The organism is Photobacterium indicum (assembly GCF_003026215.1).
GTDB classification, from domain to species: Bacteria; Pseudomonadota; Gammaproteobacteria; order Enterobacterales; family Vibrionaceae; genus Photobacterium; species Photobacterium indicum.
Window position 1 is genome coordinate 17357 of sequence record NZ_PYOC01000018.1, and the last position, 25337, is coordinate 42693.

The following is a 25337-nucleotide window of genomic DNA, read 5'->3' on the forward strand; positions in this document are numbered from 1 at the left end:
TTATTTTAATTGAGCAAAATACGCAGCAACATTTGCAATGTCGGTATCGTTTAGCATAGAAGCTTGGGGCTGCATTACCATCGCCATTCCGCCCGTGCGTTCTTTATTTTTATAGGCTTTTAATGCATTTGCCAAATATTGTTCATTCTGCCCTTTAAGGTTTGGATAGCCTGGGATCATTGCAACCCCATCAGCACCATGGCATGCCGCACAAATAGCAGCTTTAGCTTTACCTGCTGCGGGGTCACCTGCAGCCATTACTGATGATGAGAATACAGCTGCGAAAATAGTAAGTGCAATAATTTTATTCATTTTGTCCTCTTATACATTTTTAATATCCTTTCGCAAATTGTGCACTCTTTGTGAAACTATTGCACTTCTCGTGAGTTACACTGCCAATCTAGATCACAATCTTCACCGACAAAATCTTCAGTCACAAATAACCCCGCAACAGCGGCAAGCCGATCATTATAAAAAACTAACGGTGTACGACGGCGATTCCAACTGGGCACTTCATATTCTTGAAATAGCTTTTTAAGTTTACGCTTCCCAATACGTCCTTGAGGTTTAGCCTCTATACCTTCGGGCTCAAACCGTACAGATACAGTTTCATTTTTCAGAGGCAAGCGTAATGTTCCACTTACTTTAACGGTTGTTATCACTAACGTTCCAAGCTCTTCAGGCAGGGAACAGGGCTGGTTTAACTTACACTCTTGCTGAAAGCGGCTAATATCGGCCCACTGTTTGACAACATACAAGCGTTGTTTATAGCGTCGAATTTGATGGCTACCACAACATACTTGTGGGTTAGCGTCATCTTGAGCCCAAACAACCGAGTGCCATATTTGCTGTAACTGAGCTTGCGATGGCATTAACACCGTAAATAGACTTAGCCACTGACGGATCAGCTGCTTGCCTATCCTCTCAGAACCTAGTTCTACAATTTTTAAACTTTGATCCACATGCAATGCTTTCGATAAATGACTAGCTAATAATTCATTTAATAATGCTTCTTGTTCACCACATAACACGGCACTACGAGATACCGCTTTACGTATTCCAGGCCAGCGTTGATGTAATAATGGCGTTATTTGATGGCGAAGAAAATTGCGGTCATAACGTTGATCTTGATTACTTTCATCTTCAACCCACTCTAATTGATGGGCAATACCGTAATCAGTAATACTCTGACGTGTAACCTGCAACAAAGGTCGAAGATGATAACCAATGCCAAACGTAGTGCTCTCTGGCATAGAGGCTAACCCAGCAGGACCACTGCCTCGTTTTAACGCGAGTAAAAATGTCTCAAGCTGGTCATCAGCGTGCTGCGCGGTTAATAAGCAATCACCTTGCTGAATATGCTTACTTAACGCAAGATAACGCTGCTCTCGCGCTTGTTGTTCGACACTAATTCGATTACCTAGAACCAAAGTAACGTGTTCAATATGGCAGTAGGTTATCTTCTCTTCGAAAGCCCATTGCTGACACTGCTGAGCCCATTTATCCGCATTGCCGCTTAAACCATGATGTACATGCACAGCATCGCATTGATACTGCGGATTATCGCGAATAAAACGCCCCATTAAGTGCAGTAATACCCGCGAATCTAACCCGCCACTTAAAGCAATTACAAATCGATTGGAATCGGGAGTATTAGCCAGCAGGCACGAACGAAGCGAAGAATAAAGCATGGGAAATATGAAGCCTGCACAGGGAAGAATAATGTCGCAGTATAATACTTTTTAGTCGTCAAAAAAAAGCGAACCAACTCTTTACTTAGAATTGACTCGCTTCAATGTGCTCTAATTTTGACTAAGTCTGCTTAGCAGTAACCGTAGCTCATCAAACGTTGGTAACGACGCTCAAGCAACTCATCGGTATCCAAAGCTTCAAGTTCAGCTAAGTTAGCGATTAGCGTTGCTTTTAATGATGCAGAGATTGCCTCTAGATCACGATGTGCACCACCTAGAGGTTCTTCAATAATGCTATCGATAAGCTCAAGTTCTTTCAGGCGATCAGCCGTCAGTCCCATCGCTTCAGCTGCCTGAGGCGCTTTATTTGAATCTCGCCATAAAATTGATGCACAACCTTCAGGAGAAATAACAGAGTATGTAGAGTACTGAAGCATATTAACGCAGTCACCTACACCAATCGCTAATGCCCCACCAGAACCGCCTTCGCCAACAACATTACAAATAACAGGCACTGTTAGGCCCGCCATTGCTTTCAAGTTAGTTGCAATCGCTTCTGATTGACCACGTTCTTCAGCCCCAACACCAGGATATGCACCCGCAGTATCAATAAAGGTAATGATTGGCATTTTAAAACGCTCAGCCATTTTCATTAAACGTAATGCTTTACGGTAACCTTCAGGTTTAGGCATGCCAAAATTACGCAGTACTTTTTCTTTTGTACCACGTCCTTTTTGATGACCGATAACCATAACAGGACGACCATCAAGGCGTGCAATACCACCCACTAACGCTTTATCATCAGCAAATGCACGATCGCCCGCTAATTCATCAAACTCAGTGAAGATATGCTCAACATAGTCAAAAATATATGGGCGCTCAGGATGACGCGCTAATTGCGCGACTTGCCATGCCCCTAAGTCACTAAAGATTTTTTTAGTTAACTCAAGACTTTTCTTTTCTAGTTGTCCGATTTCTTTGTCTAAATCAACCGACGCCGATTCATCACGACGAGAAACATCGCGAAGTGCTTCAATTTTGGCTTCCAACTCTGCAATTGGTTGTTCAAACTCAAGGAAGTTCAGGCTCATACAACTTTAAATCCTTTTGTCTATTATCGCCGTCTTTCACTCTATAATGGCTTGTCTAAAGCACCATAAAATGAACTAGACGACGGATAAACTAAATTAATTAAATTCAAGCTCGACTTGCTTCTCACCTAACAACAACTTGAGATCGAGAATTAACTGATCCGACGGCGTAATACGCCATTCTGTTCCTAAGGTAAGTTTGGCACGTGCATTCGAGCGCTGATAATACACATTAACAGGTACTGTACCTGCCCTGTGAGGCTCCAGTACTTGACTGAAGCGTGCAAAAAACTTTTCATCGACTTGCTGTTCTGTTACCGAGATAGCAAGTCCTCTAAGGTGTTTTTCTCTTGCCTCAGAGATATCCAGTACTTCTCTGGCTGACATTTTAAGGCCACCATTGAAATCATCAAAGCTGACCTGTCCAGAAACAACCACTATTTTGTCTTTTTCAAGCAAATCCAGGTAACGTTCAAGCGCATCAGAGAATAACATGACTTCCATACGACCTGAACGATCATCTAGTGTCATTAAACCAATACGTGTCCCACGCTTTGTTGTCATAACGCGTGCAGCAATCACTAACCCTGCAACAGACGCTACTTTATCACGTCCTGTTGGGTTAGCATCTTTTAGGCGCCAAGTGGTGTAATGCTTTAACTCTGAAATATAGGCATTTATCGGGTGACCTGTTAAGTACAGCCCTAGAGTTTCACGTTCACCTTCCAACCAAATTTTATCTGGCCATTCTGGAATATTGGCATAAGCTTGCTCGACCTCTTCAGGAGCAGCTGTCAATACACCAAACATATCAGCCTGACCAAAGGCTTCTGCTTGATGATGCTGGCCAGCCGCTTTAATAGCATCGTTCAACGTCGCCATCATAGTGGCACGATTTGGGCCTAAACGATCCATCGCACCCGATTTGATCAATTTCTCAAGTACACGCTTGTTGACTTTTTTAGTGTCTATACGCGCACAGAAATCGAATAAATCTTTAAAGTGACCACCTTTTTCACGGGCTTCAATCAGATTCTCTATCGGCCCTTCACCAACACCTTTTACTGCACCTATACCGTAAACAATTGCGCCTTGCTCATCAACATTAAATCGATAAAGCCCTTTGTTTACATCAGGCGGCAGCAAAGGTATCTTCATGCGTAAACATTCATCAACCAAACCAATGATTTTATCAGTGTTATCCATATCTGCAGTCATTACCGCAGCCATGAATTCCGCAGGGTAATGCGCTTTTAAATACAGTGTTTGGTACGATACCAATGCATACGCAGCTGAGTGGGATTTGTTGAAACCATAACCGGCAAATTTCTCTACCAAGTCGAAGATCTTCATGGCGAGTTCGCCATCGACCCCATTATTAACCGCCCCTTCTTCAAAGGTGGTGCGCTGCTTGGCCATTTCTTCAGGTTTTTTCTTACCCATCGCACGACGTAACATATCGGCCCCACCCAAGGTGTAGCCAGACAGTACCTGTGCAATTTGCATAACTTGTTCTTGATACAAGATAATGCCGTAAGTGGGTTCGAGAATCTCTTTCAACGATTCATGCTGCCAAGTGGCATCAGGGTATGACACTTCTTCTCGACCATGCTTACGGTCGATAAAGTTATCTACCATACCGGACTGCAAAGGGCCGGGACGGAACAAGGCTACCAGTGCGATCATATCTTCAAAGCTATCGGGTTGAAGACGCTTGATCAGATCCTTCATTCCTCGCGATTCTAACTGGAACACTGCCGTTGATTCAGAGCGCTGCAACATGTCGAATGACTTTTTATCGTTCATTGGAATCGAAGCAATATTGATCGGCTCTTTACCTTCAGCCTCTCGACGAGGGTTAATGAGATCTAGCGCCCAGTCAATAATGGTTAATGTTCGTAGACCCAAGAAGTCAAACTTCACCAAGCCTGCAGTTTCAACATCATTTTTATCAAACTGGGTAACAGGGTTAGCACCTTCTGCATCGCAATACAGTGGTGAGAAATCAGTGATCGTCGTTGGTGAAATTACAACACCACCCGCATGCTTACCCGCATTACGTGTTACACCTTCAAGGATGCGACACATATCAATTAAGGCTTTTACTTCTTCATCGGCATTGTAGGCATCCCCAAGTTGCGGTTCTGCCTCAAAAGCTTTAGCCAATGTCATACCTGGCTCTGCCGGGATCATTTTAGAAAGACGATCAACAAAACCGTACGGGTGACCGAGTACTCGCCCTACATCTCGAATAACCGCTTTCGCCGCCATTGTACCAAACGTAATGATCTGAGATACCGCATCACGACCATACATTTCGGCAACGTGATCAATAACCAAATCACGTTTGTCCATACAGAAATCAATATCGAAATCGGGCATCGATACACGTTCAGGGTTCAAGAAACGTTCGAAGAGTAAGTCAAATTCCAGCGGATCAAGGTCGGTAATGTCGAGAGCATAAGCCACCAATGACCCCGCACCAGAACCACGCCCAGGACCAACCGGCACATCATTATCTTTCGACCATTGGATAAACTCCATGACGATCAAGAAATAGCCGGGAAACCCCATCTGATTAATAACTTGAAGTTCGATTTCAAGTCGCTCATCGTACTCAGGGCGCTTTTCGACACGTACCGCTTCATCCGGAAAAAGGAACGCTAGACGTCGTTCCAAACCTTCACGAGACTTAACAACTAAGAAATCTTCAGTACTTAGATCCCCAGTAGGGAAATTCGGCAGGAAGTATTCCCCAAGACGAACCGTTACATTACAACGCTTCGCGATTTCAACACTGTTCGCCAACGCTTCAGGAATATCTGAGAATAACTCACACATTTCCTCTTCAGTACGTAAATACTGCTGTGGGCTGTATAGCTTTGGTCTATTAGGATCAACGATGGTGTAACCATCATGAATTGACACGCGAATTTCATGTGCATCAAATTGTTCAGCAGATATAAAACGCACATCATTGGTTGCAACAACCGGCAGTTCTTCATTCGTAGCAAGCTCAACCGCAAAGTGAATGTATGCATCTTCATCAGAACGCCCAGTCCGGACTAATTCCAAATAAAATCTATCTTCAAAATGGGTTTTATAGAACTCGACGCATCGATTGACCAGCGTTTGGTTACCTTTAAGCAGGGCTTTACCGACATCGCCACAGCGACCAGACAATAAAATTAGCCCTTTGCTATATTGAGCTAGCCACTCTTTATCGATAACGGGCTGATGCTGAACATGACCACGCAAATACGCTTTCGAAATCAACATGGTTAGATTTTGATAGCCGTCGTTGTCTGCAGCCAAAATAGTGAGGTCAGCCAGCTCATTATCAAGCTCTTCTGAATGCACTTTAAAATCAGCACCGATGATCGGCTTCATTCCAGCACCATGTGCTGCAAAGTAGAATTTCACTAAACCACACAGGTTAGTGAAGTCGGTTAATGCCATTGCAGGCATACCAAGTTCAGCCACTTTTTTAACTAACGGCGAGACTTTTGATAAGCCATCAACCATTGAAAAGTCACTATGAGTATGAAGATGAATAAAGCGAGGATCAGCCATGACAACCAGATTTATTGCGTTCTAATTTGAAGTGATAATTATAGCCTAAGGTATTTATTATCACCGTATATCGCTTAACAGCAATGACGCTATTAAGACTAAATAATCGTTCAGTTACTCTATATCCAAAATGCGTTTTACCGGTTTAAAACTCTTACGGTGTTGCTCAATCGCACCATGTAGCTCTAATGCTTCAAAATGCGCTTTGGTAGGGTAACCTTTATGTTTCGCAAAACCGTATTGTGGATACTGAGCATCAAGTACTTCCATTTCACGATCTCGTGTTACTTTTGCAATGATCGATGCGGCACTAATTTCTGCCACACGTAAATCCCCTTTAACTACCGCTTGCGCAGCCATAGGCAATTGAGGGATTTTATTACCATCAATCAGTACGAAATCAGGCTGAAGACTTAAGCCCGCAACAGCACGCTGCATAGCAACCATGGTCGCTTGTAAAATATTAAGCTCATCGATTTCCTCTGGCTCACAACGGCCCAGCGACCACGCTAATGCTTTTTCTTTAATTTCATCAAATAATACATTGCGCTTCTTTTCACTCAACTTTTTAGAATCAGTTAATCCCACAATAGGATTATTAGGATCTAAAATAACAGCGGCAGTCACAACAGCACCAACCAATGGACCACGTCCAACTTCGTCAACACCTGCAATCAAATTGGCTTGTGGATATACAAATGGTTCAAAATCTTTCGTCATTATTTTTGCTCAAGCTTTGTTAATTAGAGATAAAACTGCGTGAGCGGCTCGATTATCTGCATCGCACTTTATTGATTGGTGCATACGAGAAAATTCACTCAATAGTTCTGTATTATCAGAACTCAAAATTCGATCGACTTCGGCACTTAACTTTTCAGGCACGCAATCTTGTTGCAGTAATTCGGTCACCAAGGGTTTGTCGGCCAAAATGTTTGCCAGAGACACATATTTTGTTTTAACCAAACGTCTTATTATCCATGCGGTCAAGGGCTTCACTTTGTAACCCACCACCATCGGACGACCAACAAGCATGCACTCTAATGCGACAGTGCCTGATGCCAATAACACCGCATCTGAAGCTGTCATCACATTACGCGCGGTATCATTCACCAATACAAAATCGAGTTCTGGAGCCGTTTCTTGCCATGATTGTTCAAATTGTTCACGACGTTTTTCATTGACTAAGGCAACAACAAAACCAAGATCAGGGTGTTTTTGCTTAAGCAATTTACAGGTTTCAATGAAAGGAGCTGCTAACATCCCCATCTCACTACCACGACTGCCTGGTAATACCGCTAACCAACGCTTATTGCCATCAAGGTTCAGTAAAGTTTGTGCTGCAGCTTTATCGGTTTCAAGGGGAATAGCGTCAGCCATCGTATGCCCAACAAACTCACAAGGCACATTAAACTTATCGTAAAACGCTTTTTCAAAAGGTAAAAAAGCCAACACCAAGTTTGTTGCAGCCTCGATTTTGAAAATCCGCTTTTGGCGCCACGCCCATACCGATGGGCTCACGTAGTGAACCGTCTTAATACCATGCTGTTTTAAATCTAGCTCTAGGCGCAGATTAAAATCAGGCGCATCAATACCAACGAATACATCCGGTGGGTTTTCAGTAAAGTATTTCACTAACTCAGCTTTAACTTTGAGCAAGCGAGGCAAACGCCCTAATACTTCCACAATGCCCATCACCGCAAGCTCTTCCATATCAAACAGCGCTTCACAGCCTTCTGCTTCCATACGTGGACCTGCAATACCAACAAATTCAGCATCAGGGTATTGAGCTTTAATCGCACGAATAAAGCCAGCACCTAAAATATCGCCGGAGATTTCCCCAGCGACAATTCCTATTCGAAGTGGCTTCGTCATTAGCGAATAATACCGCGAGTCGAATTATCAAATAACTTAACGAACAGGCCAATCGATGGGTAATCTTTTGCCATCTCTTCCAGCACAGGTTTCACCTCTGCCAGTGTTTTACCTGAGCGGTAGATCTCTTTATAAGCACGACGGATTGCATGCAGCTCTGGTTTTTCAAAACCGCGGCGCTTTAAGCCTTCGATATTGATACCAAACGGTTTAGCATGATTACCTTGCGCCATCACGTACGGTGGCACATCTTGGACCACTATCGAGCCGCCACCAATAAAGCTGTGGGCACCCACAGTGCAGAATTGGTGCACCGGTGATAAGGCCGAAATAATGGCATAATCTTCAACGTTTACGTGACCCGCTAGCGTAGCATTGTTGCCCATGATGATGTTATCACCCACAACACAGTCATGTGCAATGTGAACATTCACACAAAATAGGTTATCACTACCAACCGTTGTCACGCCTCGGTCTTGAACTGTTCCGCGATGCATCTGGACGCTTTCACGAATAACATTGCGATCACCGACCACAAGACGTGTGGCTTCACCGCTGTATTTCTTATCTTGGCACTCTTCACCAATCACTGCGAATGGGAAAATACGATTATCTTGACCAATAACCGTAGGGCCTTTGATCACAACGTGTGACATCACTTCTGTACCGTCACCAATTTCGACATCTGCGCCGATATAAGTAAATGGACCAACGGTAACATTCGCACCAATTTTAACGCCGTCTTCGACTACAGCCGATGGGTGGATTTTTGCAGTTTCATGGATCATTAGAATTCTCGTCTTGCGCATTTAAGCTCAGCAGAGCAAACAACTTCACCGTCAACTTTTGCGGTGCCATTAAATAGAGCAATACCACGGCGCTCTTTTATAAACTCAACGTCTAAAACAAGCTGATCGCCAGGGACAACAGGTCTACGGAACTTCGCTTTATCAATGCTTGCAAAGTAATACAATTCATTTTCAGAGGGAGCACCAAAGCTTTTAAAAGCCAATAGACCAGTAGCTTGAGCCATTGCTTCAAGAATCATCACGCCAGGAAAAATAGGCATCTTAGGGAAATGGCCTGTAAATAAAGGCTCATTTATTGATACATTTTTATACGCTGTTAACGTTTGACCTTCTTCGTAATCCGTTACACGATCAATCATTAAAAACGGGTAACGGTGCGGTAAAAGCGCCTGAATTTCTGTGATATTTAACGTTTTCTTTTCGCTCGTCAAAACTACATTCCTGTTCTAAATAGGCAATTAACACCTATAAAAATAATTTTTAAAATCATATATATTAAACGCAAAACGGCCTACGCATGCGCAGGCCAGTTCAACGAACTCTATTGAAGATTAATTAGTTGCTCTCATTCAGCTTTTTCTCAACTGATTTAAGGCGTTTATTCATCTCTTCAATTTTCATCACTCGAGCCGCTGTTTTACGCCATTCACGATTAGTCTGCAATGGTATTCCTGATGAGTATACACCAGGCTCACTGATAGGGCGCATTACCATCCCCATTCCGGTAATCGTTACACCATCAGTAATTTCCATATGACCATTGATCACTGTTGCACCACCAATAAAGCAATGCTTACCAATCTTTAAGCTACCCGCCATTGTTGTTGCACCAGCAATCGCAGTATTTTCGCCGATAGATACGTTATGGGCAATTTGACAATGGTTATCAATAATAACACCATCGGCAATAACTGTATCATCGATCGCACCACGGTCAATCGTAGTACATGCACCAATTTCTACATTGTTACCAACATGGACAGAGCCTAGTTGTGGAATTTTGACCCACTTACCACGATCATTAGCATACCCAAAACCATCAGAACCAATTACAGCACCTGATTGTACTAAGCAATCATTCCCTAATGTCACCTTGTGGTAAATAGATACATTCGCCCAAATTTTACTGCCCGCACCAATAACTGCATGCTGCCCAATAAAGCTACCAGCACCTATTTGTACGTTAGCGCCTATTTGTGCGCCTGATTCAATAACCGCATTATGGCCAATAGCAGCACCTTCACCGATTATTGCATCATCAGCGATATATGCCGATGGCGCAATATTTGAAGCAGATTTAGGTGTCGTATCCAATAATTGAGCAAGAAGCGCATACCCTAAATACGGGTCTTTCAGTACCAGTGCATTCCCATCAAAAAACGGTAAATCAGCCTCTTTCAGCATGACTGCCGACGCCTGACATTCTGCTAAATGTTTACGGTACTTACTTGCAGATAAGAAGGTAATGTGCCCTTCAGCTGCTTTTTCCATGCCTGCAATTGATTGAATTTCTACAGAACCATCTCCACGAAGTTCTGCACCCAATTTATCTGCTATTTCAGCAAGAGTAATACGTGCCATTGTTAACCTTATTCTTTTATAACTGCTCAGCTCAACGCTATCTTGCTGTTGAGCAAAATAGCGTTAAGAGAATAATCACTTTATTTTACTGCAGTGATAACTTTATTAGATAAGTCATCTTTAGGATCTGCAAACAATACAGCTTGTGCATCAACCACAATATCGTAGCCTTCTTTCTTCGCTACAGTTTGGATTGCTGTACGAATTTTCATCACTAATTTCTGCTCTTCTTCTTGACCACGACGTCGCTGGTCTTCTTGAAGTGCTTTAGCCTTTAGCTTGTAAGTAGAATCAAGAGATGCTAATTCACGCTGAATCTTAGTACGATCAGTTGAGCTCATTAACTCACCATCACGCTTCATTTTCTCGACCTTCGTTTTCATGCGGTTTTCAATGCCGCGAAGCTCATCAATACGATCTTTGAACTCTTTACGTAGCTTTTCAGACACATTGTAACGCTTAGCTAACTGAGCCATTGCTTGACCCGTTGCAACATAACCCACTTTTTGTGCCGCTTCAGCAGCTTGCGCATACATTGAAGATGATAAAATAACTAAACTTAAACTTGCTGCTTTAATCCACTGTTTCAAAAGACTTCTCCTCAAAAAATTAGAATGTTCGTCCAATGGTGAATGTGAAGAATTCTTCATCATCACCGTCGTATTTCTTGATCGGACGAGCAATCGAGAATACCAATGGGCCCATAGGTGACATCCACTGTAAAGCAGCACCGTATGACGCACGAATTAATCCCATATCGGAATAATCTTCAAGATATTTACCGTCAGTATCTTTCAAATCATATTCCGTATCCCACACTGTACCAGCATCAATAAATAGACTAGTACGGATCTGGTTACGAATTTCATCTGATGCAAACGGGGTTGGAACAATAAGCTCCATACTTGCTAATGCCACGGCGTTACCACCAGCTGCATCATCAGTACCGATAGCACAATTGTTGTTCCCTGATGGACCACCAGTCGGACAACCTTGTACATAAACAGCTTTAGGGCCAACAGTATTAGAACGGAAACCACGTAGCGTAGTAAAACCACCCGCGTAGAAGTTTTCGTAGAATGGCAGTAATTGATCACTTCCATTGTCTGTTGTGCCATAACCATTACCGTAACCTAAGCGACCACGAAGTAATAAACTGAAATCATGCCCGTCGTTTAACGGGAAATATTGGCGAACATCGTACTGCGTTTTGAAATACTGAGCATCAGAGCCCGGAATTGTCATACGGAATGATGCACGTTGGTGATTACCCGCCGTAGGGAAGTAACCACGGTTCAAGTTGTTACGAGTCCATGAAACCGACCAATCAAAGTCATCCAGTTCGATCACATTTTGACCTCGGTCGAAGCCATGAATCTTTTTGAATTTTTCAATCTGGTAATATTCTTGGGTATTCGAAATCTTGTTATGATCGTACCCAAGGCCAAATTCGAAGAAGTTTAATTCATCAAACGGGAAGCCCCATGTCAAACTTGTACCATAACTTTGGTTGGTATAGTCCGAGATGTTTGCATCCGATGCTTCAAACTCGTTGTAGTAAATTTTACCACCTAAGCTGATACCATCGATCGTGAAATAAGGGTCACGGTATTCTAAGCTGACATTCTTTTGGTAATCATTCATCATCGCATTGATGCCAAAACGGTTACCGGTACCTAAGAAGTTATCTTGCTGAATACCCGCTTGGAAGCTGATACCTGATTCAGTACCATAACCAACCCCGAAATTAATGCTACCAGCATTAGCCTCTTTCACTACATATTTGATATCGACTTCATCGTCAGAACCCGGTACACGAACGGTTTGTACATCGACGGTTTCAAAGAAGCCAGTTCGATTCAAACGACTCTTACCGCTTTCAACAGATTTCGAGTTCAGCCAACTACCTTCCATTTGACGCATCTCTCGGCGCAACACTTCATCTTTCGTCGATGTGTTACCAGAGAACTGGATATTACGCACATAAATACGCTTGCCAGATTCAACGTTTACAAGCAGTGAGACTTCATTTTTATCGTCATCAAAATCAGGAATGGTCGTTACCTGCGGGTACGCATAACCAGATTCACCTAATGTTCGCTTAACGGCTTCTTCAAGTGCCGTCACTTGTGCACCGTTATAGATATCACCAGTGTTGATCGTAACAAGCTCGTTTAGGTCATTATTCTCTTTCGATAAGTCACCACGGAACGTTACATCTTTCACTTGATACTGCTCGCCCTCATCAATTTTAAGCGTGATATACACACCCTTTTTATCTGGAGAGATTGAGACTTGAGTTGAGTCTAACTTGTATTTCAAGTAACCATTATTCAAGTATTGCGAGCGTAATATTTCTAAATCACCAGCGAGCACTTGCTTTTGATATTTTTCATCAGCAAGGAAGTTCCACCATGGAATATCAGCCTTCAAGTTAAATTTACTGCTCAGCTCTGCATCAGTAAAAACGTCATTTCCAATGAAGTTGATTTGCTGAATTTTTGCCGATACACCTTCAGTGAAGACAAACTTAAGATCCGCACGGTTTCGAGGCAATGGCGTAACAACAGCTTGTACGCTGGCGTTATATTTACCTACACTATAGTAAAAGTCTTCTAGTCCTTTTTCTATTTTACTGAGTGTCGTACGATCAAGTGCTTCACCAATACGCAGATTCGATGAATCTAGATTATCAGTAAGTTGCTCTTCCTTGATCGCCTTGTTTCCCGAAAATGTTATATTGGCAATTGTCGGACGCTCAAGCACTTTGACAACCAGTGCATCACCATCACGAAATACTTTAATATCTTCGAAGTTACCGGAAGCAAAAAGAGCCTGAATAATTTCCGCTACATCACGGTCATCAACATTATCGCCTACACGTACTGGCATTTTTAACAATGCAGCCCCCATAGTGACACGTTGAAGCCCTTCAAAACGAATATCGTCAACTACAAATTGTTCCGCGCTCTGCGCAACACTGCTACCGAGTAAGAGTGATGCGATCAACAGTTTTTTTATCGCCATTACTGTTCTAATTATTCCTTGCTAAAAACGCACTTATTAAAGGCGGGTAAAATCATTGAATAGCGCTACGGCCATTAATGCAACCAAAATGGCAGATCCCACTCTATAGCCAAGATCCTGAACACGCTCAGAAACGGGACGACGGGTTACAGCTTCAATGGCAAAATACATTAAATGTCCACCATCAAGTACCGGAAGCGGTAACAAGTTAACTATCCCTAAGTTCACACTAATCAGAGCTAAAAATCCAAGGAAATACACCAAACCGTAATCGGCGGTCATTCCAGCCCCTTTCGCTATGGATATTGGGCCACTTAGATTTTTAAGCGCCACATCTCCAGTTACCAACTTTGTCACCATGTCAAAGGTCAACGTCACCAACTGCCATGTTTTTTCTGTTGCTTTTCCTACTGCTTCTATAGGACCAAACTGAAGGTTAATACGGTATGACTCGGGCCAAGCTTCCACTTCTGGCGCAAAACCTGCGTATCCAATTAACTCATCATTTGCCAATTTTTTTGATTTCGGTGTCAAAGTCACCGAAACACGCTGCCCTTCACGCTCTAATTCAAACAACAGTGCTTGTTCAGGGTGCGATCGAACAGCATCAACAACCTCTTTCCATTGTGAGATCGGGGTATTATCGATCGCCACAATTTTATCATTTAACCTGAATCCAGCATCAATTGCTGCTCCACCGTCAACAAGTTGTGAGATGGAAAGGGTTATTGCAGGTGAATAGGGTGTAATACCGAGTGTTGTTAGAACACGCTCACTTTCAGGGTCAAATGACCAAGAACTTAGGTTTAAAGTGCGCTGAACCTCATAGTCATTATTAGGTTCAGTGACTGTAATAACCATTTCTTTATCACCGATATGAGAAATCATCGCCATATTAGCGGATTCCCAATCAGCGGTTTTGATTCCTGAAATAGATTTTAGTTCCATTCCAGAGCTAATTCCTGCTTCCGCCGCTATCGATTGCGGAGCGACTTCACCAATTATGGGACGAACAGCAGGAATTCCAATCAGATAAACGACCCAATAAGCAAAGATAGCAAACATAAAGTTCGCCATTGGTCCAGCAGCAACAATCGCACTACGTTGCCATAGTGGTTTATTATTGAAAGCCATATGTTTTTTATCAGCTGGTACGTCATCAACACGCTCATCGAGCATTTTAACGTAACCACCCAGTGGAATCATGGCCAGAGTATATTCTGTGCCATCTTTGCCCACTTTACGCCATAACGATTTACCAAAACCGATGGAAAAGCGTTCAACATAGACACCACAACGTCTAGCGACCCAAAAGTGACCGAATTCATGTGCTGCAATTAGAATCCCTAAAGCCAGTATAAATGACCCTAGATTCCATAAAATACTCATCATATTCATGCTACCTTACGAATTATGTTGTGAGTCAAAACACGAGCTCGCATATCTAACTCAATCACACTTTCCAAATCTACTGGTGTCGTCATATCGGCAGAATTAAGAATTTGCTCGTTTATTACTGCAATATCGGTAAAACCGATTTCATTATTTAAGAACGCCGAAACCGCTATTTCGTTCGCCGCATTCAATGCCGTTGTCGCGGCTTGACCGTCATAACATGCATCAATAGCAAGTTTCAAACAAGGATAGCGCGAGTAGTCTGGCGGCAAGAAAGTGAATTCACCAATATTACTGAAGTCTAATGGCGCAACCCCCGCATCTACTCTATTAGGGTAGGACATTGCACACGCAATGGGCGTTTGCATATCGGGTAACCCCATCTGCGCCAATACTGAGCCATCTTTATATTGCACCATGGAGTGAATAACGGACTGTGGGTGAATAATCACTTGCAGCTGCTCTCTAGATGCATTGAACAACCACCGAGCCTCAATATATTCAAGCCCTTTGTTCATCATGGTTGCGGAATCAACTGAGATTTTTGGTCCCATAGACCAATTAGGATGTGCGATTGCCATCTGTGGCGTAACCGATGTCAATTCAGATAGTTCAGTATACCTAAATGGTCCACCAGAGCCCGTTAGCAAAATTTTACTAATGCCGTACTCTTCCAAATCACAACGCCCCATTGCACGCTGAATATCAGCAGGTAGGCATTGGAAGATGGCATTATGCTCACTATCTACAGGCAATAGCTCAGCGCCGTATTGCTCACACGCATCAATAAACATCTGACCAGACATTACCAATGCTTCTTTGTTCGCTAATAAAATGCGTTTACCCGCTTTCACACCAGCCATTGTCGGTAATAAACCCGCAGCACCAACTATTGCGGCCATGACAGTGTCAACTTCATCAAGTGCCGCGACTTGGCAGAGCCCTGCTTCACCCGCTAAAACTTGGGTACTAATCTCATGCTGTTTCAGTAATGCTGACAATTCCTTCGCAGCCTGCTGAGATGCCATTGCTGCGTATTTTGGTTTCCAAACACGGCACAACTCGAGCATTTTCTGACTATTCGTACCGGCAGCTAAAGCAACAACCTCAAACAATTGTGGGTTCTGTGCTGCAACAGCCAATGTACTACTTCCAATAGAGCCAGTAGCACCAAGAATCGTTAACTTACGCATAAAATCACTTAATTCAGCTATGGAGGGCAGTTTAAGAATCGCTGCCCGCTATATGATATTGCTTACAGTACCCAAAGGTACAATAAAGCAAAAACAGGAAGGGCAGCCGTTAAGCTGTCAATACGATCAAGGATACCACCGTGACCAGGTAAAATATTACCACTATCTTTGATGCCAGAAACACGCTTGAACATACTTTCAACCAAATCACCTAAAACAGATGCAATCACTGTAATAATAGCAATGATGAAAAGATTGCTTAAGCTCGTAAATGGAATATCCATCAATGTCGCGCCACCCCACGTAATAAGGATCGCTAACAATGCACCTCCAACTAAACCTTCAATGGTTTTGTTTGGGCTAACCGCAGGGGCCATTTTAGTTTTACCAAAACGTTTACCAGAGAAGTACGCACCTGTATCGGCCGACCAAACAAGAAAACAAACTAGTAACACAAGTTTTGCACCGTGGTATGGGTTTTCAGCATAATTAACTGCGCGGAGCATTAAGATGCTCCAAAAAAATGGAATGAGTGTAAGTAACCCAAAGAAGTATTTTAGCGAAGAAGATGTAGACCAAAGTTTTACGCTGGATGGATATGTTATTGCTAAGGTAGATGCAATTAACCACCAAATTCCACCAACAAACAATATGCCATGGTGCGACTCAGCCAGTGTTGATAATGCAGTTACATCGAAAGGTATTACCACTAAGCTTAAGCCTAGGGCTATCGTAGGTACGACCATCGCAACGAGGCGCGATTTAGCATCAACAAACTGTGTCCATTCCCAAAAACCAATCAACGTAATCGCAGCAAGAGCAATGACGAAAAAAGGAAATGGTAGTAAAAATATCCCAGCAATCACTAAAGGCGCGAGGATTAGTGCAGTAATAATTCGTTGCTTTAACAAGCGGCGTCCTCTCGATTGTTATTTATTTTCATTATTCAGACCAAATATCACGATTTTAATGTTGTGACGATAATCAATGCGTTTTCTTAAAAACGCATCTCTTGAATAATATTTATTCTTGTATTAAAGCTTTAATCTGTTCACCCGTGCAACCAAAACGGCGTTCGCGGTTAACATACCATGCTATAGCGTTAGCAAAGCTTTCTTCATCAAAATCAGGCCAGTGCTGCTCTGTGAAGTATAATTCGGCATAAGCCGCCTGCCACAGCATAAAATTACTAATACGGCATTCACCACTCGTACGGATCATTAAATCCACATCAGGTAAATCAGCAGTCGACATGCCTGCAGACAACATATCCTCAGTAATATCTGAAGCAGTTAAACCTTGTTCAGCAATTTGAACGGCCAATTTTTTCGTTGCTTGCAAGATATCCCATTGTCCACCGTAATTGGCAGCAATATTCAAGACTAACCCAGTATTGTTAGCTGTTAACGCTTCTGAGCTTGCTATTTTTCGTTGAAGTCGATCACTAAAGCCACTTTTGTCACCGATAATACGTAACTGGATATTATTTTTATGAAGACGTTTAACTTCACGAGTCAGTACAGTCATAAACAGTTCCATTAATAATGAAACCTCGTCTTCAGGGCGACGCCAGTTTTCGCTACTAAAAGCAAATAATGTCAAAACCTTAACGCCAAGACGGTTAGCCGTCGAGACACTTTTACGCACGGCTTCAACGCCAGCCTTATGGCCAAACACTCGAGCCTTTCCTTTTGCCTTCGCCCACCGACCATTTCCATCCATAATGACGGCAACATGCTTCGGTAAACATTCAGCAGAAAGTTCAGTTTCGATGGTACGCTCTGCCATGTTTCTCCCTCAAAAAAAAACGCTGTGCTGTACGCACAGCGCTTCAAATATCATAAAGCTAAATCATATTGGAAAGACAAGTGTCTTAAACTTCCATTAACTCTTTTTCTTTTACTTCAAGAACAGCTTCAATATTCTTAACAGCAACATCTGTCAGCTTCTGAATTTCATCTTGTGCACGACGATCATCATCTTCAGAGATTTCTTTGTCTTTTAGCAATGCTTTTAAGTCTGCATTCGCATCACGACGGATGTTACGAATAGCCACACGACCTTGCTCTGCTTCTTTACGTACAATCTTAACAAGATCACGACGACGCTCTTCCGTTAACGGAGGCAATGGTACACGAATTACGGTACCTGCAGACATTGGGTTTAGCCCCAAATCTGACATCATGATAGCTTTTTCGATTTTTGGCGTTAGCTCTCGGTCAAAAACCGTAATCGCCAACGTACGTGAATCTTCAGCAACAACATTTGCAAGCTGCTTAAGTGGTGTATTCGCACCGTAGTATTCTACGTAAATGGTATCAAGTAGACTTGGATGCGCACGACCAGTACGGATCTTAACAAGTTGGTTTTTTAGCGCATCAACGCTTTTTCCCATACGCTCTTGCGCATCATTTTGAATTTCATTAATCACGATTTAGTACCCCTGCTTGGTAATGGTCAGGTTATTTAGTCACGGCGGAGGCCTCAAAGGCCTCCATCCTGAATTAGTCGTTTTTATCGTTAATACGTTTTAAAGCTTCACCAACGTGAAGACTCATGTTTTCACATTAACAATTAAGAGATCAAAGTGCCTTCTTGCTCACCCATTACTACGCGACGAAGAGAGCCTGGTTTAGTCATGTTAAAAACACGAATCGGCATTTTATGGTCACGAGCAAGTGTAAATGCAGCTAAGTCCATCACTTTAAGCTCTTTTTCGAGAACATCTTGGTAACCAAGCTTATCACAAAGAACCGCATCTGGGTTCTTAACTGGATCATCAGTGTAAACTCCGTCAACTTTCGTTGCTTTCAATACTACGTCAGCTTCAATTTCAATACCACGAAGGCATGCCGCTGAATCAGTAGTAAAGAACGGATTACCAGTACCAGCTGCGAAGATCACAACGCGACCTTGACGAAGTTGGCTAATAGCTTCAGCCCAGTTGTAGCTGTCACACACACCATTTAGTGGAATTGCAGACATCACTCGAGCGTTCACATAGGCACGGTGTAATGAATCTCGCATTGCCAAACCATTCATCACAGTTGCTAGCATACCCATGTGGTCGCCCACAACTCGGTTCATACCCGCTTCAGCTAAACCAGCGCCACGGAACAAATTACCGCCACCGATAACAAGGCCAACCTGTACACCCAGTTCAACGAGTTCTTTAACTTCTTGTGCCATACGGTCAAGAACTTTTGCATCAATACCGAAACCTTCTGATCCCTGTAGTGCTTCACCACTTAGTTTAAGTAAAATTCGTTGATAAATTGGTTTAGGGTTTGTGGTCATAAGTATTACCTTCCAGGCTAACTAAACTAAAGAGATATGGAGTTGTAAAAAGACCGCAGCCTTGGCTACGGTCTTTAGAGTTCTTTTTGCTGTGAAGGATTAACCCTTCTGAACAGCTGCAACTTCTTCTGCGAAGCTCATTTCTTGTGCTTTCTCGATGCCTTCACCAACTTCAAAACGGATGAAGTTTGTTACTGTAGCACCTTTAGCTTTCAACATTTGACCAACAGTTTGTGCTGGGTCCATGATGAATGCTTGACCAGTTAGAGAAACTTCGCCGGTGAATTTCTTCATGCGGCCAACAACCATTTTCTCTGCGATTTCAGCTGGCTTACCAGATTGGATAGCGATATCGATCTGGATTTGCTTTTCTTTAGCAACAACTTCTGCTGGTACATCTTCAGGAGTTACGAACTCAGGCTTAGATGCAGCAACGTGCATAGCTACTTGCTTAATTGTTTCTTGGTCTGCATCAGATGCAACAACAACACCAATACGGTCGCCGTGACGGTAAGAACCAATTGCTGCGCCTTCGATGAACTCAACACGACGAATGCTGATGTTTTCACCGATTTTAGTTACTAGAGCAATACGCTTCTCTTCGAAAGTAGTTTGAAGTTCAGCAACTTCAGCACGACCTGCAAGAGCTGCATCTGCTACTTCATTAGCAAACGCAAGGAAGCTAGCATCTTTAGCAACGAAATCTGTTTGACAGTTAACTTCTAGAATTGCAGCAACGCCATCAACTTCTTTGATGATAATTGTGCCTTCAGCTGCGATGTTACCTGATTTTTTAGCAGCCTTAGCAGCACCGCTCTTACGCATGTTATCAATTGCTAGCTCGATGTCGCCATCTGCTTCAACAAGTGCTTTTTTACAATCCATCATGCCTGCAGCTGTACGCTCACGCAGTTCTTTAACTAGGGCAGCTGTAACTGTTGCCATTGTCATATCCTCGGTTTGAATTCTTGATATAAAAATCAGGGGCCGAAATGGGCCCCTGTTAACCATTCTTAGTTTACACTAGGTAAACTAAGAAACTCAAAAGAGCGGCTATTAAGCTTCTGCTACGAAACCATCTTGTTCAGCTTGAACAACGATATCTTGGTTACGAGCTTCAGTTACAGTTTGTGCTACAGCACCAGTGTAAAGCTGAATTGAACGGATTGCATCATCGTTACCAGGGATAACGAAGTCAACGCCGTCTGGGTTAGAGTTAGTATCTACAACAGAGAATACAGGGATACCCAGGTTGTTAGCTTCTTTAATAGCGATGTGTTCGTGATCAGCATCAATTACGAACATTGCGTCAGGAAGACCGCCCATGTTCTTGATACCACCTAGAGACTTTTCAAGTTTCTCCATTTCACGAGTACGCATTAGCGCTTCTTTCTTAGTTAGCTTTTCGAACGTACCGTCAGCAGACTGAATTTCTAGCTCTTTCAGACGTTTGATTGACTGACGAACAGTTTTCCAGTTAGTCAGCATACCACCCAACCAACGGTTGTTTACGTAGTACTGATCACAGTTGATAGCTGATTCTTTGATAGATTCGCTGGCTGCACGCTTAGTACCAACGAAAAGCACCTTACCTTTACGAGCTGCAATCTTGTTGATTTCAGCTAGTGCTTCGTTGAACATTGGTACAGTTTTCTCAAGGTTGATGATGTGTACCTTGTTACGAGCACCGAAAATGAATGGCTTCATTTTTGGGTTCCAGTAACGAGTTTGGTGACCAAAGTGTACACCAGCCTTAAGCATGTCGCGCATTGATACAGTTGCCATTGAATAATTCCTCTATGGGGTTAGGCGTCCACATATCCCATCCTACCGACCCTCTATCCATTTTACCTAAGTCCATAATGGGCTTATTAAAAATGGCGGGCACCCCGGAGCATGTGTCGATATGTGTGAGTGATTAATAAAAGTGTGTGTAATTTAACTAATAGAGTCGAAACCAAATTAGCTAATTACGGCGCGTTTTATACCATATCTTTATAGCAATAATCCAGACTAAGTTTAGTTGATGTATCTAAACTTGGTTTCCATCGCCCTTCCTCACTGTTAACATATGATTAATAGCAAACAGTAAAATATAGAGAATATTGTATGAGCATTAAGATCAAAACGGCTGATGAAATAGAAAAAATGCGCGTAGCCGGCCGTTTGGCTGCTGATGTGCTAGAGATGATTGAACCCCATGTAAAGGCGGGCGTAACGACAGAAGAGATAGATCGAATCTGTCACGATTTCATCACAAAAGAGCAGAACGCAATTCCTGCGCCGCTCAACTATCACGGTTTCCCTAAATCGGTTTGTACATCGATCAATCACGTTGTTTGCCACGGCATTCCCGCTGAAAAAGATGAAGACGTTAATGGCTCTTACAACAAACCTGCAGTACTAAAAGATGGCGACATCCTTAATATCGACATTACTGTTATTAAAGATGGCTACCACGGTGACACCTCTAAGATGTTTGAGATCGGTGAAGTATCACTGGATGACAAACGCTTATGCCGTGTTGCACAAGAAAGTCTTTACCTTGCAATTAAGAAGGTAAAACCTGGCACTAAACTAGGTGAAATTGGTACTGCGATTCAGAAATTCATTAAAACGGGTAACAGCCGTTTCTCTATTGTTAAAGATTACTGTGGGCATGGTATCGGTAACGAGTTTCATGAAGAGCCTCAGGTTGTTCATTACAAAAACAATGACCGTACGGTATTAAAAGCAGGTATGTGTTTTACTATCGAACCGATGATCAATGCTGGTAAATTTGGCTGTGTATCTGACGATAATGATGGTTGGACTGTATATACTGTTGATGGCAAAAAATCAGCACAGTGGGAACATACACTACTGGTAACTGAAACTGGTTGTGAAGTGCTTACATTACGAAAAGATGAAACACTACCTCGTATCATCAAAGCATAATATTGAAAAAGTCGGCCATGTGCCGACTTTTCCTTAGTACGAACTCCTCCTCAACACTATCCTCCAACCGTTAGCAATCTATCGATAACTACTACCCATTTATTACGATCCAGTTATAGTAAGACTAAGCACTACATCACAGGGCATGGACCGCGATGATTGACACCTCTACGATAACTAACCCTCAAACACTTCCTGTTGAAGCGATTACTCAAGAAAACTTGCGTAACACGCTTGAACAATTTGCTGAACAGCAAAAACAACAATTTATCCAGCACCGTCCAGTAACCGATTTGGTACTGTCTCGCTCGACTTTCATTGATAAATTATTAATTCGTCTATGGGAACATTATGGCGTAAACCAGTATCCTGATATCGCATTAGTCGCTGTAGGTGGATATGGTCGGGGTGAGTTACATCCATTATCAGATGTCGATATTCTAATCTTAAGCGCTCAACCACTAAGTGATGAAACAGGAAAAATCATCAGTGCGTTTTTAACCTTTTTATGGGATCTGCGTTTAGAGGTCGGTCATAGTGTACGGACTATCGATGACTGTATTGAAATTGGCAGCAATGATTTAACGGTTGCTACGAACCTAACCGAGGCACGCATACTCTGCGGCAGTGACGACGTATTTCAGTGCTTACAAGAACGTATTAGTGCAGGTGATTTCTGGCCGAGTGAAGACTTTTATCGGGCTAAATTAGAAGAACAAAAAACACGCCATGCCCGTTATCACGACACCACATATAATCTAGAACCTGATATCAAATCAAGCCCTGGCGGATTACGAGATATTCATACCTTAAGCTGGGTTGCACGCCGTCATTTTGGGGCGACCAGTTTGTTAGAGATGAGTCGATTTGGCTTTTTAACTGATGCGGAATACCGTGAATTAGTTGAATGCCAAGATTCACTGTGGCGCATTCGTTTTGCCCTGCACATTGAGTTACGCCGCTACGATAACCGCCTCACTTTTTCACACCAACCATCCGTTGCTGAAAATTTAGGCTACACCGGAGAAGGCAATCGCGGTGTCGAAATGATGATGAAAGAGTTTTATCGCACATTACGTCGCGTACTTGAACTCAATAAAATGTTACTTCAATTATTTGATCAAGCGATTCTCGAGAACGGAAAAACGGTTGAAACTATACAGCTTAGTGATGACTTTCAAATTCGCGGGCATTTAATTGAAGCAATCAAACCGGCATTATTCCAAGCCCGCCCTGAAACGATCCTTGATATGTTTTTGCACATAGCACAAAACGGTGACATTGAAGGGATAGCGGCTCCGACACTTCGCCAACTGCGTACAGCTCGACGGCGTTTAAACGTGTTTTTAGTTGATATTCCCGAGGCCCGTGAAAAATTCATGGAATTGGTTCGCCAGCCAAATACTTTACAAAAAGCATTTCGCTTAATGCACCGTCATGGCGTTTTATCGGCATATTTACCTCAATGGAGTCAAATTGTAGGTCAGATGCAATTTGATTTGTTCCATGTATACACGGTCGATGAACACAGCGTTCGCCTTATCAAGAATCTCAATAAATTTAATGACCCAGAGAATCGAGAGCGTCACCCTATTTGCTGTGAGGTCTATCCAAGGATCATCAAAAAGGAATTACTCACCATTGCAGGTATTTTCCATGATATAGCCAAAGGCCGTGGTGGGGATCACTCTGAGCTTGGCGCAGTTGAAGCGCATAAGTTCTGTATTCAGCACGGTTTATCACGCCCAGAAGCTAACCTCATCGCTTGGTTGGTTCAAAAGCACCTACTGATGTCAGTCACCGCTCAGCGCCGAGACATCTATGATCCAGAAGTTGTCGCTGAATTTGCCAAAGAAGTGCGAGATGAGGAACGTCTCGATTATTTGGTTTGCCTAACCGTGGCTGATATTTGCGCGACAAACCAAGAATTATGGAACAGCTGGAAACGCACTCTGCTCGCAGAGCTCTATTATTCGACTCAAAAAGCGTTGCGCCGTGGATTAGAAAATACTCCTGATGTACGTGACCGTATCCGTCACAACCAACAGCTATCTTCTGCTATTTTGCGCGGAAAAGGCTTCGCACCTCGTGAAATAGAAGTACTGTGGCAACGTTTTAAAGCTGATTATTTCTTGCGTCATACACACAAGCAATTAGCCTGGCATGCCGAAGCGCTACTCACGCATGATCATGACAAACCACTCATACTGCTGAGTAAAAAAGCGACAAGAGGGGGGACGGAGGTATTTGTTTATAACAAAGACAAAGCCAAGTTATTTGCAATTGTCGTATCAGAATTGGATAAGAAAAATCTCAGTGTTCACGATGCCCAAATCATGAACAGTAAAGACGGTTACACGCTTGATACATTTATGGTGCTAGATCCGAGCGGAAAAGCCATACCAGAAAATCGCCACAATACAATTCGACGCGCACTCGTTAACGCACTGACAAAAATGAAATCAGAGCGTAAAAATAAACGCGCACCACGTAAATTAATGCATTTTAACGTTAAAACTCAAGTGGACTTTTTGCCAACTAAAACGGGCAAAAAAACAACAATGGAGCTCATTGCGTTAGACATGCCGGGTCTGCTCGCTCGAATTGGTGCCGTGTTTGCTAAACAAAAAGTCAGTCTACAAGCCGCCAAAATTACCACCATTGGTGAGCGTGCAGAAGATTTCTTTATTTTAGTGAATGAGCACGGAAGTCCGTTAACTGAAGAGCATCAGCAAGCATTGAAAGAGGCGTTAATCATCAAGCTGACCCCTCAAGATTAAGGCTTAAGTATGACTACCTGATTCACTCGAATACCTTATTAATACGCATTCTTTACGCTAGATATTTTTTACTTAAAGGATGCGCGATCTT

General features: G+C 42.7%; 21 protein-coding genes. 2 read left to right on the forward strand and 19 right to left on the reverse strand.

All coding sequences use genetic code 11. The features are described 5' to 3' along the window. From C9J47_RS25385 to rpsB, 19 genes are all read right to left on the reverse strand, one after another. On the reverse strand, positions 1-312 hold the full coding sequence (locus C9J47_RS25385) for a c-type cytochrome (RefSeq protein WP_107256652.1): 312 nt from the start codon (positions 310-312) through the stop codon (positions 1-3). 56 nt (positions 313-368) lie between these two features. Continuing rightward, a complete protein-coding gene (tilS, locus tag C9J47_RS25390) occupies positions 369-1691 on the reverse strand; it encodes a tRNA lysidine(34) synthetase TilS (RefSeq protein WP_107256654.1) in 1323 nt (440 codons plus the stop codon). A 131-nt stretch (positions 1692-1822) separates the two neighbouring features. Then, positions 1823-2782, reverse strand: coding sequence for an acetyl-CoA carboxylase carboxyl transferase subunit alpha (accA, locus tag C9J47_RS25395; RefSeq protein WP_107256656.1), 960 nt, complete (start codon positions 2780-2782; stop codon positions 1823-1825). A 96-nt stretch (positions 2783-2878) separates the two neighbouring features. Continuing rightward, positions 2879-6355 carry a DNA polymerase III subunit alpha gene (gene dnaE / locus C9J47_RS25400; RefSeq protein WP_107256658.1) on the reverse strand — a complete coding sequence of 1159 codons (3477 nt, stop codon included), beginning with the start codon at positions 6353-6355 and terminating at the stop codon, positions 2879-2881. A gap of 114 nt (positions 6356-6469) precedes the next feature. Continuing rightward, on the reverse strand, positions 6470-7075 hold the full coding sequence (rnhB, locus tag C9J47_RS25405) for a ribonuclease HII (protein ID WP_107256660.1): 606 nt from the start codon (positions 7073-7075) through the stop codon (positions 6470-6472). Positions 7076-7084: 9 nt separating this feature from the next. Continuing rightward, entirely contained in the window at positions 7085-8227 is a 1143-nt protein-coding gene (lpxB, locus tag C9J47_RS25410; protein WP_107256662.1) for a lipid-A-disaccharide synthase, read from the reverse strand. Then, positions 8227-9015, reverse strand: a complete 789-nt coding sequence (gene lpxA, locus C9J47_RS25415; RefSeq protein WP_107256664.1) for an acyl-ACP--UDP-N-acetylglucosamine O-acyltransferase — start codon at positions 9013-9015, stop codon at positions 8227-8229. Before lpxA ends, lpxB begins: the two co-directional genes overlap by 1 nt. Beyond that, complete coding sequence (fabZ, locus tag C9J47_RS25420; protein ID WP_107256666.1) at positions 9015-9467, reverse strand: 3-hydroxyacyl-ACP dehydratase FabZ; 453 nt, start codon at positions 9465-9467, stop codon at positions 9015-9017. Before fabZ ends, lpxA begins: the two co-directional genes overlap by 1 nt. A gap of 124 nt (positions 9468-9591) precedes the next feature. Further along, entirely contained in the window at positions 9592-10617 is a 1026-nt protein-coding gene (lpxD, locus tag C9J47_RS25425) for a UDP-3-O-(3-hydroxymyristoyl)glucosamine N-acyltransferase (protein WP_107256668.1), read from the reverse strand. A gap of 80 nt (positions 10618-10697) precedes the next feature. Then, complete coding sequence (locus C9J47_RS25430; protein ID WP_006232673.1) at positions 10698-11207, reverse strand: OmpH family outer membrane protein; 510 nt, start codon at positions 11205-11207, stop codon at positions 10698-10700. Positions 11208-11226: 19 nt separating this feature from the next. After that, positions 11227-13644, reverse strand: a complete 2418-nt coding sequence (gene bamA, locus C9J47_RS25435) for an outer membrane protein assembly factor BamA (RefSeq protein ID WP_107256670.1) — start codon at positions 13642-13644, stop codon at positions 11227-11229. A 36-nt stretch (positions 13645-13680) separates the two neighbouring features. Further along, positions 13681-15036 carry a sigma E protease regulator RseP gene (gene rseP / locus C9J47_RS25440; RefSeq protein WP_107256672.1) on the reverse strand — a complete coding sequence of 452 codons (1356 nt, stop codon included), beginning with the start codon at positions 15034-15036 and terminating at the stop codon, positions 13681-13683. A 2-nt stretch (positions 15037-15038) separates the two neighbouring features. Further along, positions 15039-16232 carry a 1-deoxy-D-xylulose-5-phosphate reductoisomerase gene (gene ispC / locus C9J47_RS25445; RefSeq protein ID WP_107256674.1) on the reverse strand — a complete coding sequence of 398 codons (1194 nt, stop codon included), beginning with the start codon at positions 16230-16232 and terminating at the stop codon, positions 15039-15041. A 62-nt stretch (positions 16233-16294) separates the two neighbouring features. Beyond that, a complete protein-coding gene (locus C9J47_RS25450; RefSeq protein WP_107256676.1) occupies positions 16295-17143 on the reverse strand; it encodes a phosphatidate cytidylyltransferase in 849 nt (282 codons plus the stop codon). Between the two features lie 112 nt (positions 17144-17255). Next, positions 17256-18020: an undecaprenyl pyrophosphate synthase gene (locus C9J47_RS25455; protein WP_107256678.1), complete on the reverse strand. Its 765-nt coding sequence runs from the start codon at positions 18018-18020 to the stop codon at positions 17256-17258. Positions 18021-18105: 85 nt separating this feature from the next. After that, complete coding sequence (gene frr, locus C9J47_RS25460; protein WP_011219566.1) at positions 18106-18663, reverse strand: ribosome recycling factor; 558 nt, start codon at positions 18661-18663, stop codon at positions 18106-18108. 143 nt (positions 18664-18806) lie between these two features. Continuing rightward, on the reverse strand, positions 18807-19529 hold the full coding sequence (gene pyrH / locus C9J47_RS25465) for a UMP kinase (protein WP_107256680.1): 723 nt from the start codon (positions 19527-19529) through the stop codon (positions 18807-18809). Between the two features lie 99 nt (positions 19530-19628). After that, positions 19629-20474 carry a translation elongation factor Ts gene (gene tsf / locus C9J47_RS25470; protein ID WP_107256682.1) on the reverse strand — a complete coding sequence of 282 codons (846 nt, stop codon included), beginning with the start codon at positions 20472-20474 and terminating at the stop codon, positions 19629-19631. A 111-nt stretch (positions 20475-20585) separates the two neighbouring features. After that, the gene (gene rpsB, locus C9J47_RS25475; RefSeq protein ID WP_006232664.1) at positions 20586-21314 is read right to left on the reverse strand and encodes a 30S ribosomal protein S2; all 729 of its coding nucleotides are present in this window, start codon (positions 21312-21314) and stop codon (positions 20586-20588) included. 324 nt (positions 21315-21638) lie between these two features. Here rpsB and map point away from each other — a divergent pair, with 324 nt between their 5' ends. Both map and glnD read left to right on the forward strand, forming a co-directional pair. After that, positions 21639-22466 carry a type I methionyl aminopeptidase gene (gene map, locus C9J47_RS25480; RefSeq protein ID WP_006232663.1) on the forward strand — a complete coding sequence of 276 codons (828 nt, stop codon included), beginning with the start codon at positions 21639-21641 and terminating at the stop codon, positions 22464-22466. Positions 22467-22621: 155 nt separating this feature from the next. Then, a complete protein-coding gene (gene glnD, locus C9J47_RS25485; RefSeq protein WP_107256684.1) occupies positions 22622-25246 on the forward strand; it encodes a bifunctional uridylyltransferase/uridylyl-removing protein GlnD in 2625 nt (874 codons plus the stop codon). Positions 25247-25337 lie beyond the last annotated feature (91 nt).

Coding starts and splice junctions, on each gene's coding strand:
- lpxD (WP_107256668.1), bottom strand. CDS start 10,617: ATGGCACGTATTACTCTTGCTGAAATAGCAGATAAATTGGGTGCAGAA.
- map (WP_006232663.1), top strand. CDS start 21,639: ATGAGCATTAAGATCAAAACGGCTGATGAAATAGAAAAAATGCGCGTA.
- ispC (WP_107256674.1), bottom strand. CDS start 16,232: ATGCGTAAGTTAACGATTCTTGGTGCTACTGGCTCTATTGGAAGTAGT.
- glnD (WP_107256684.1), top strand. CDS start 22,622: ATGATTGACACCTCTACGATAACTAACCCTCAAACACTTCCTGTTGAA.
- dnaE (WP_107256658.1), bottom strand. CDS start 6,355: ATGGCTGATCCTCGCTTTATTCATCTTCATACTCATAGTGACTTTTCA.
- C9J47_RS25385 (WP_107256652.1), bottom strand. CDS start 312: ATGAATAAAATTATTGCACTTACTATTTTCGCAGCTGTATTCTCATCA.
- lpxB (WP_107256662.1), bottom strand. CDS start 8,227: ATGACGAAGCCACTTCGAATAGGAATTGTCGCTGGGGAAATCTCCGGC.
- lpxA (WP_107256664.1), bottom strand. CDS start 9,015: ATGATCCATGAAACTGCAAAAATCCACCCATCGGCTGTAGTCGAAGAC.
- tilS (WP_107256654.1), bottom strand. CDS start 1,691: ATGCTTTATTCTTCGCTTCGTTCGTGCCTGCTGGCTAATACTCCCGAT.
- rpsB (WP_006232664.1), bottom strand. CDS start 21,314: ATGGCAACTGTATCAATGCGCGACATGCTTAAGGCTGGTGTACACTTT.
- bamA (WP_107256670.1), bottom strand. CDS start 13,644: ATGGCGATAAAAAAACTGTTGATCGCATCACTCTTACTCGGTAGCAGT.
- rnhB (WP_107256660.1), bottom strand. CDS start 7,075: ATGACGAAAGATTTTGAACCATTTGTATATCCACAAGCCAATTTGATT.
- C9J47_RS25455 (WP_107256678.1), bottom strand. CDS start 18,020: ATGGCAGAGCGTACCATCGAAACTGAACTTTCTGCTGAATGTTTACCG.
- pyrH (WP_107256680.1), bottom strand. CDS start 19,529: ATGACCACAAACCCTAAACCAATTTATCAACGAATTTTACTTAAACTA.
- tsf (WP_107256682.1), bottom strand. CDS start 20,474: ATGGCAACAGTTACAGCTGCCCTAGTTAAAGAACTGCGTGAGCGTACA.
- rseP (WP_107256672.1), bottom strand. CDS start 15,036: ATGATGAGTATTTTATGGAATCTAGGGTCATTTATACTGGCTTTAGGG.
- accA (WP_107256656.1), bottom strand. CDS start 2,782: ATGAGCCTGAACTTCCTTGAGTTTGAACAACCAATTGCAGAGTTGGAA.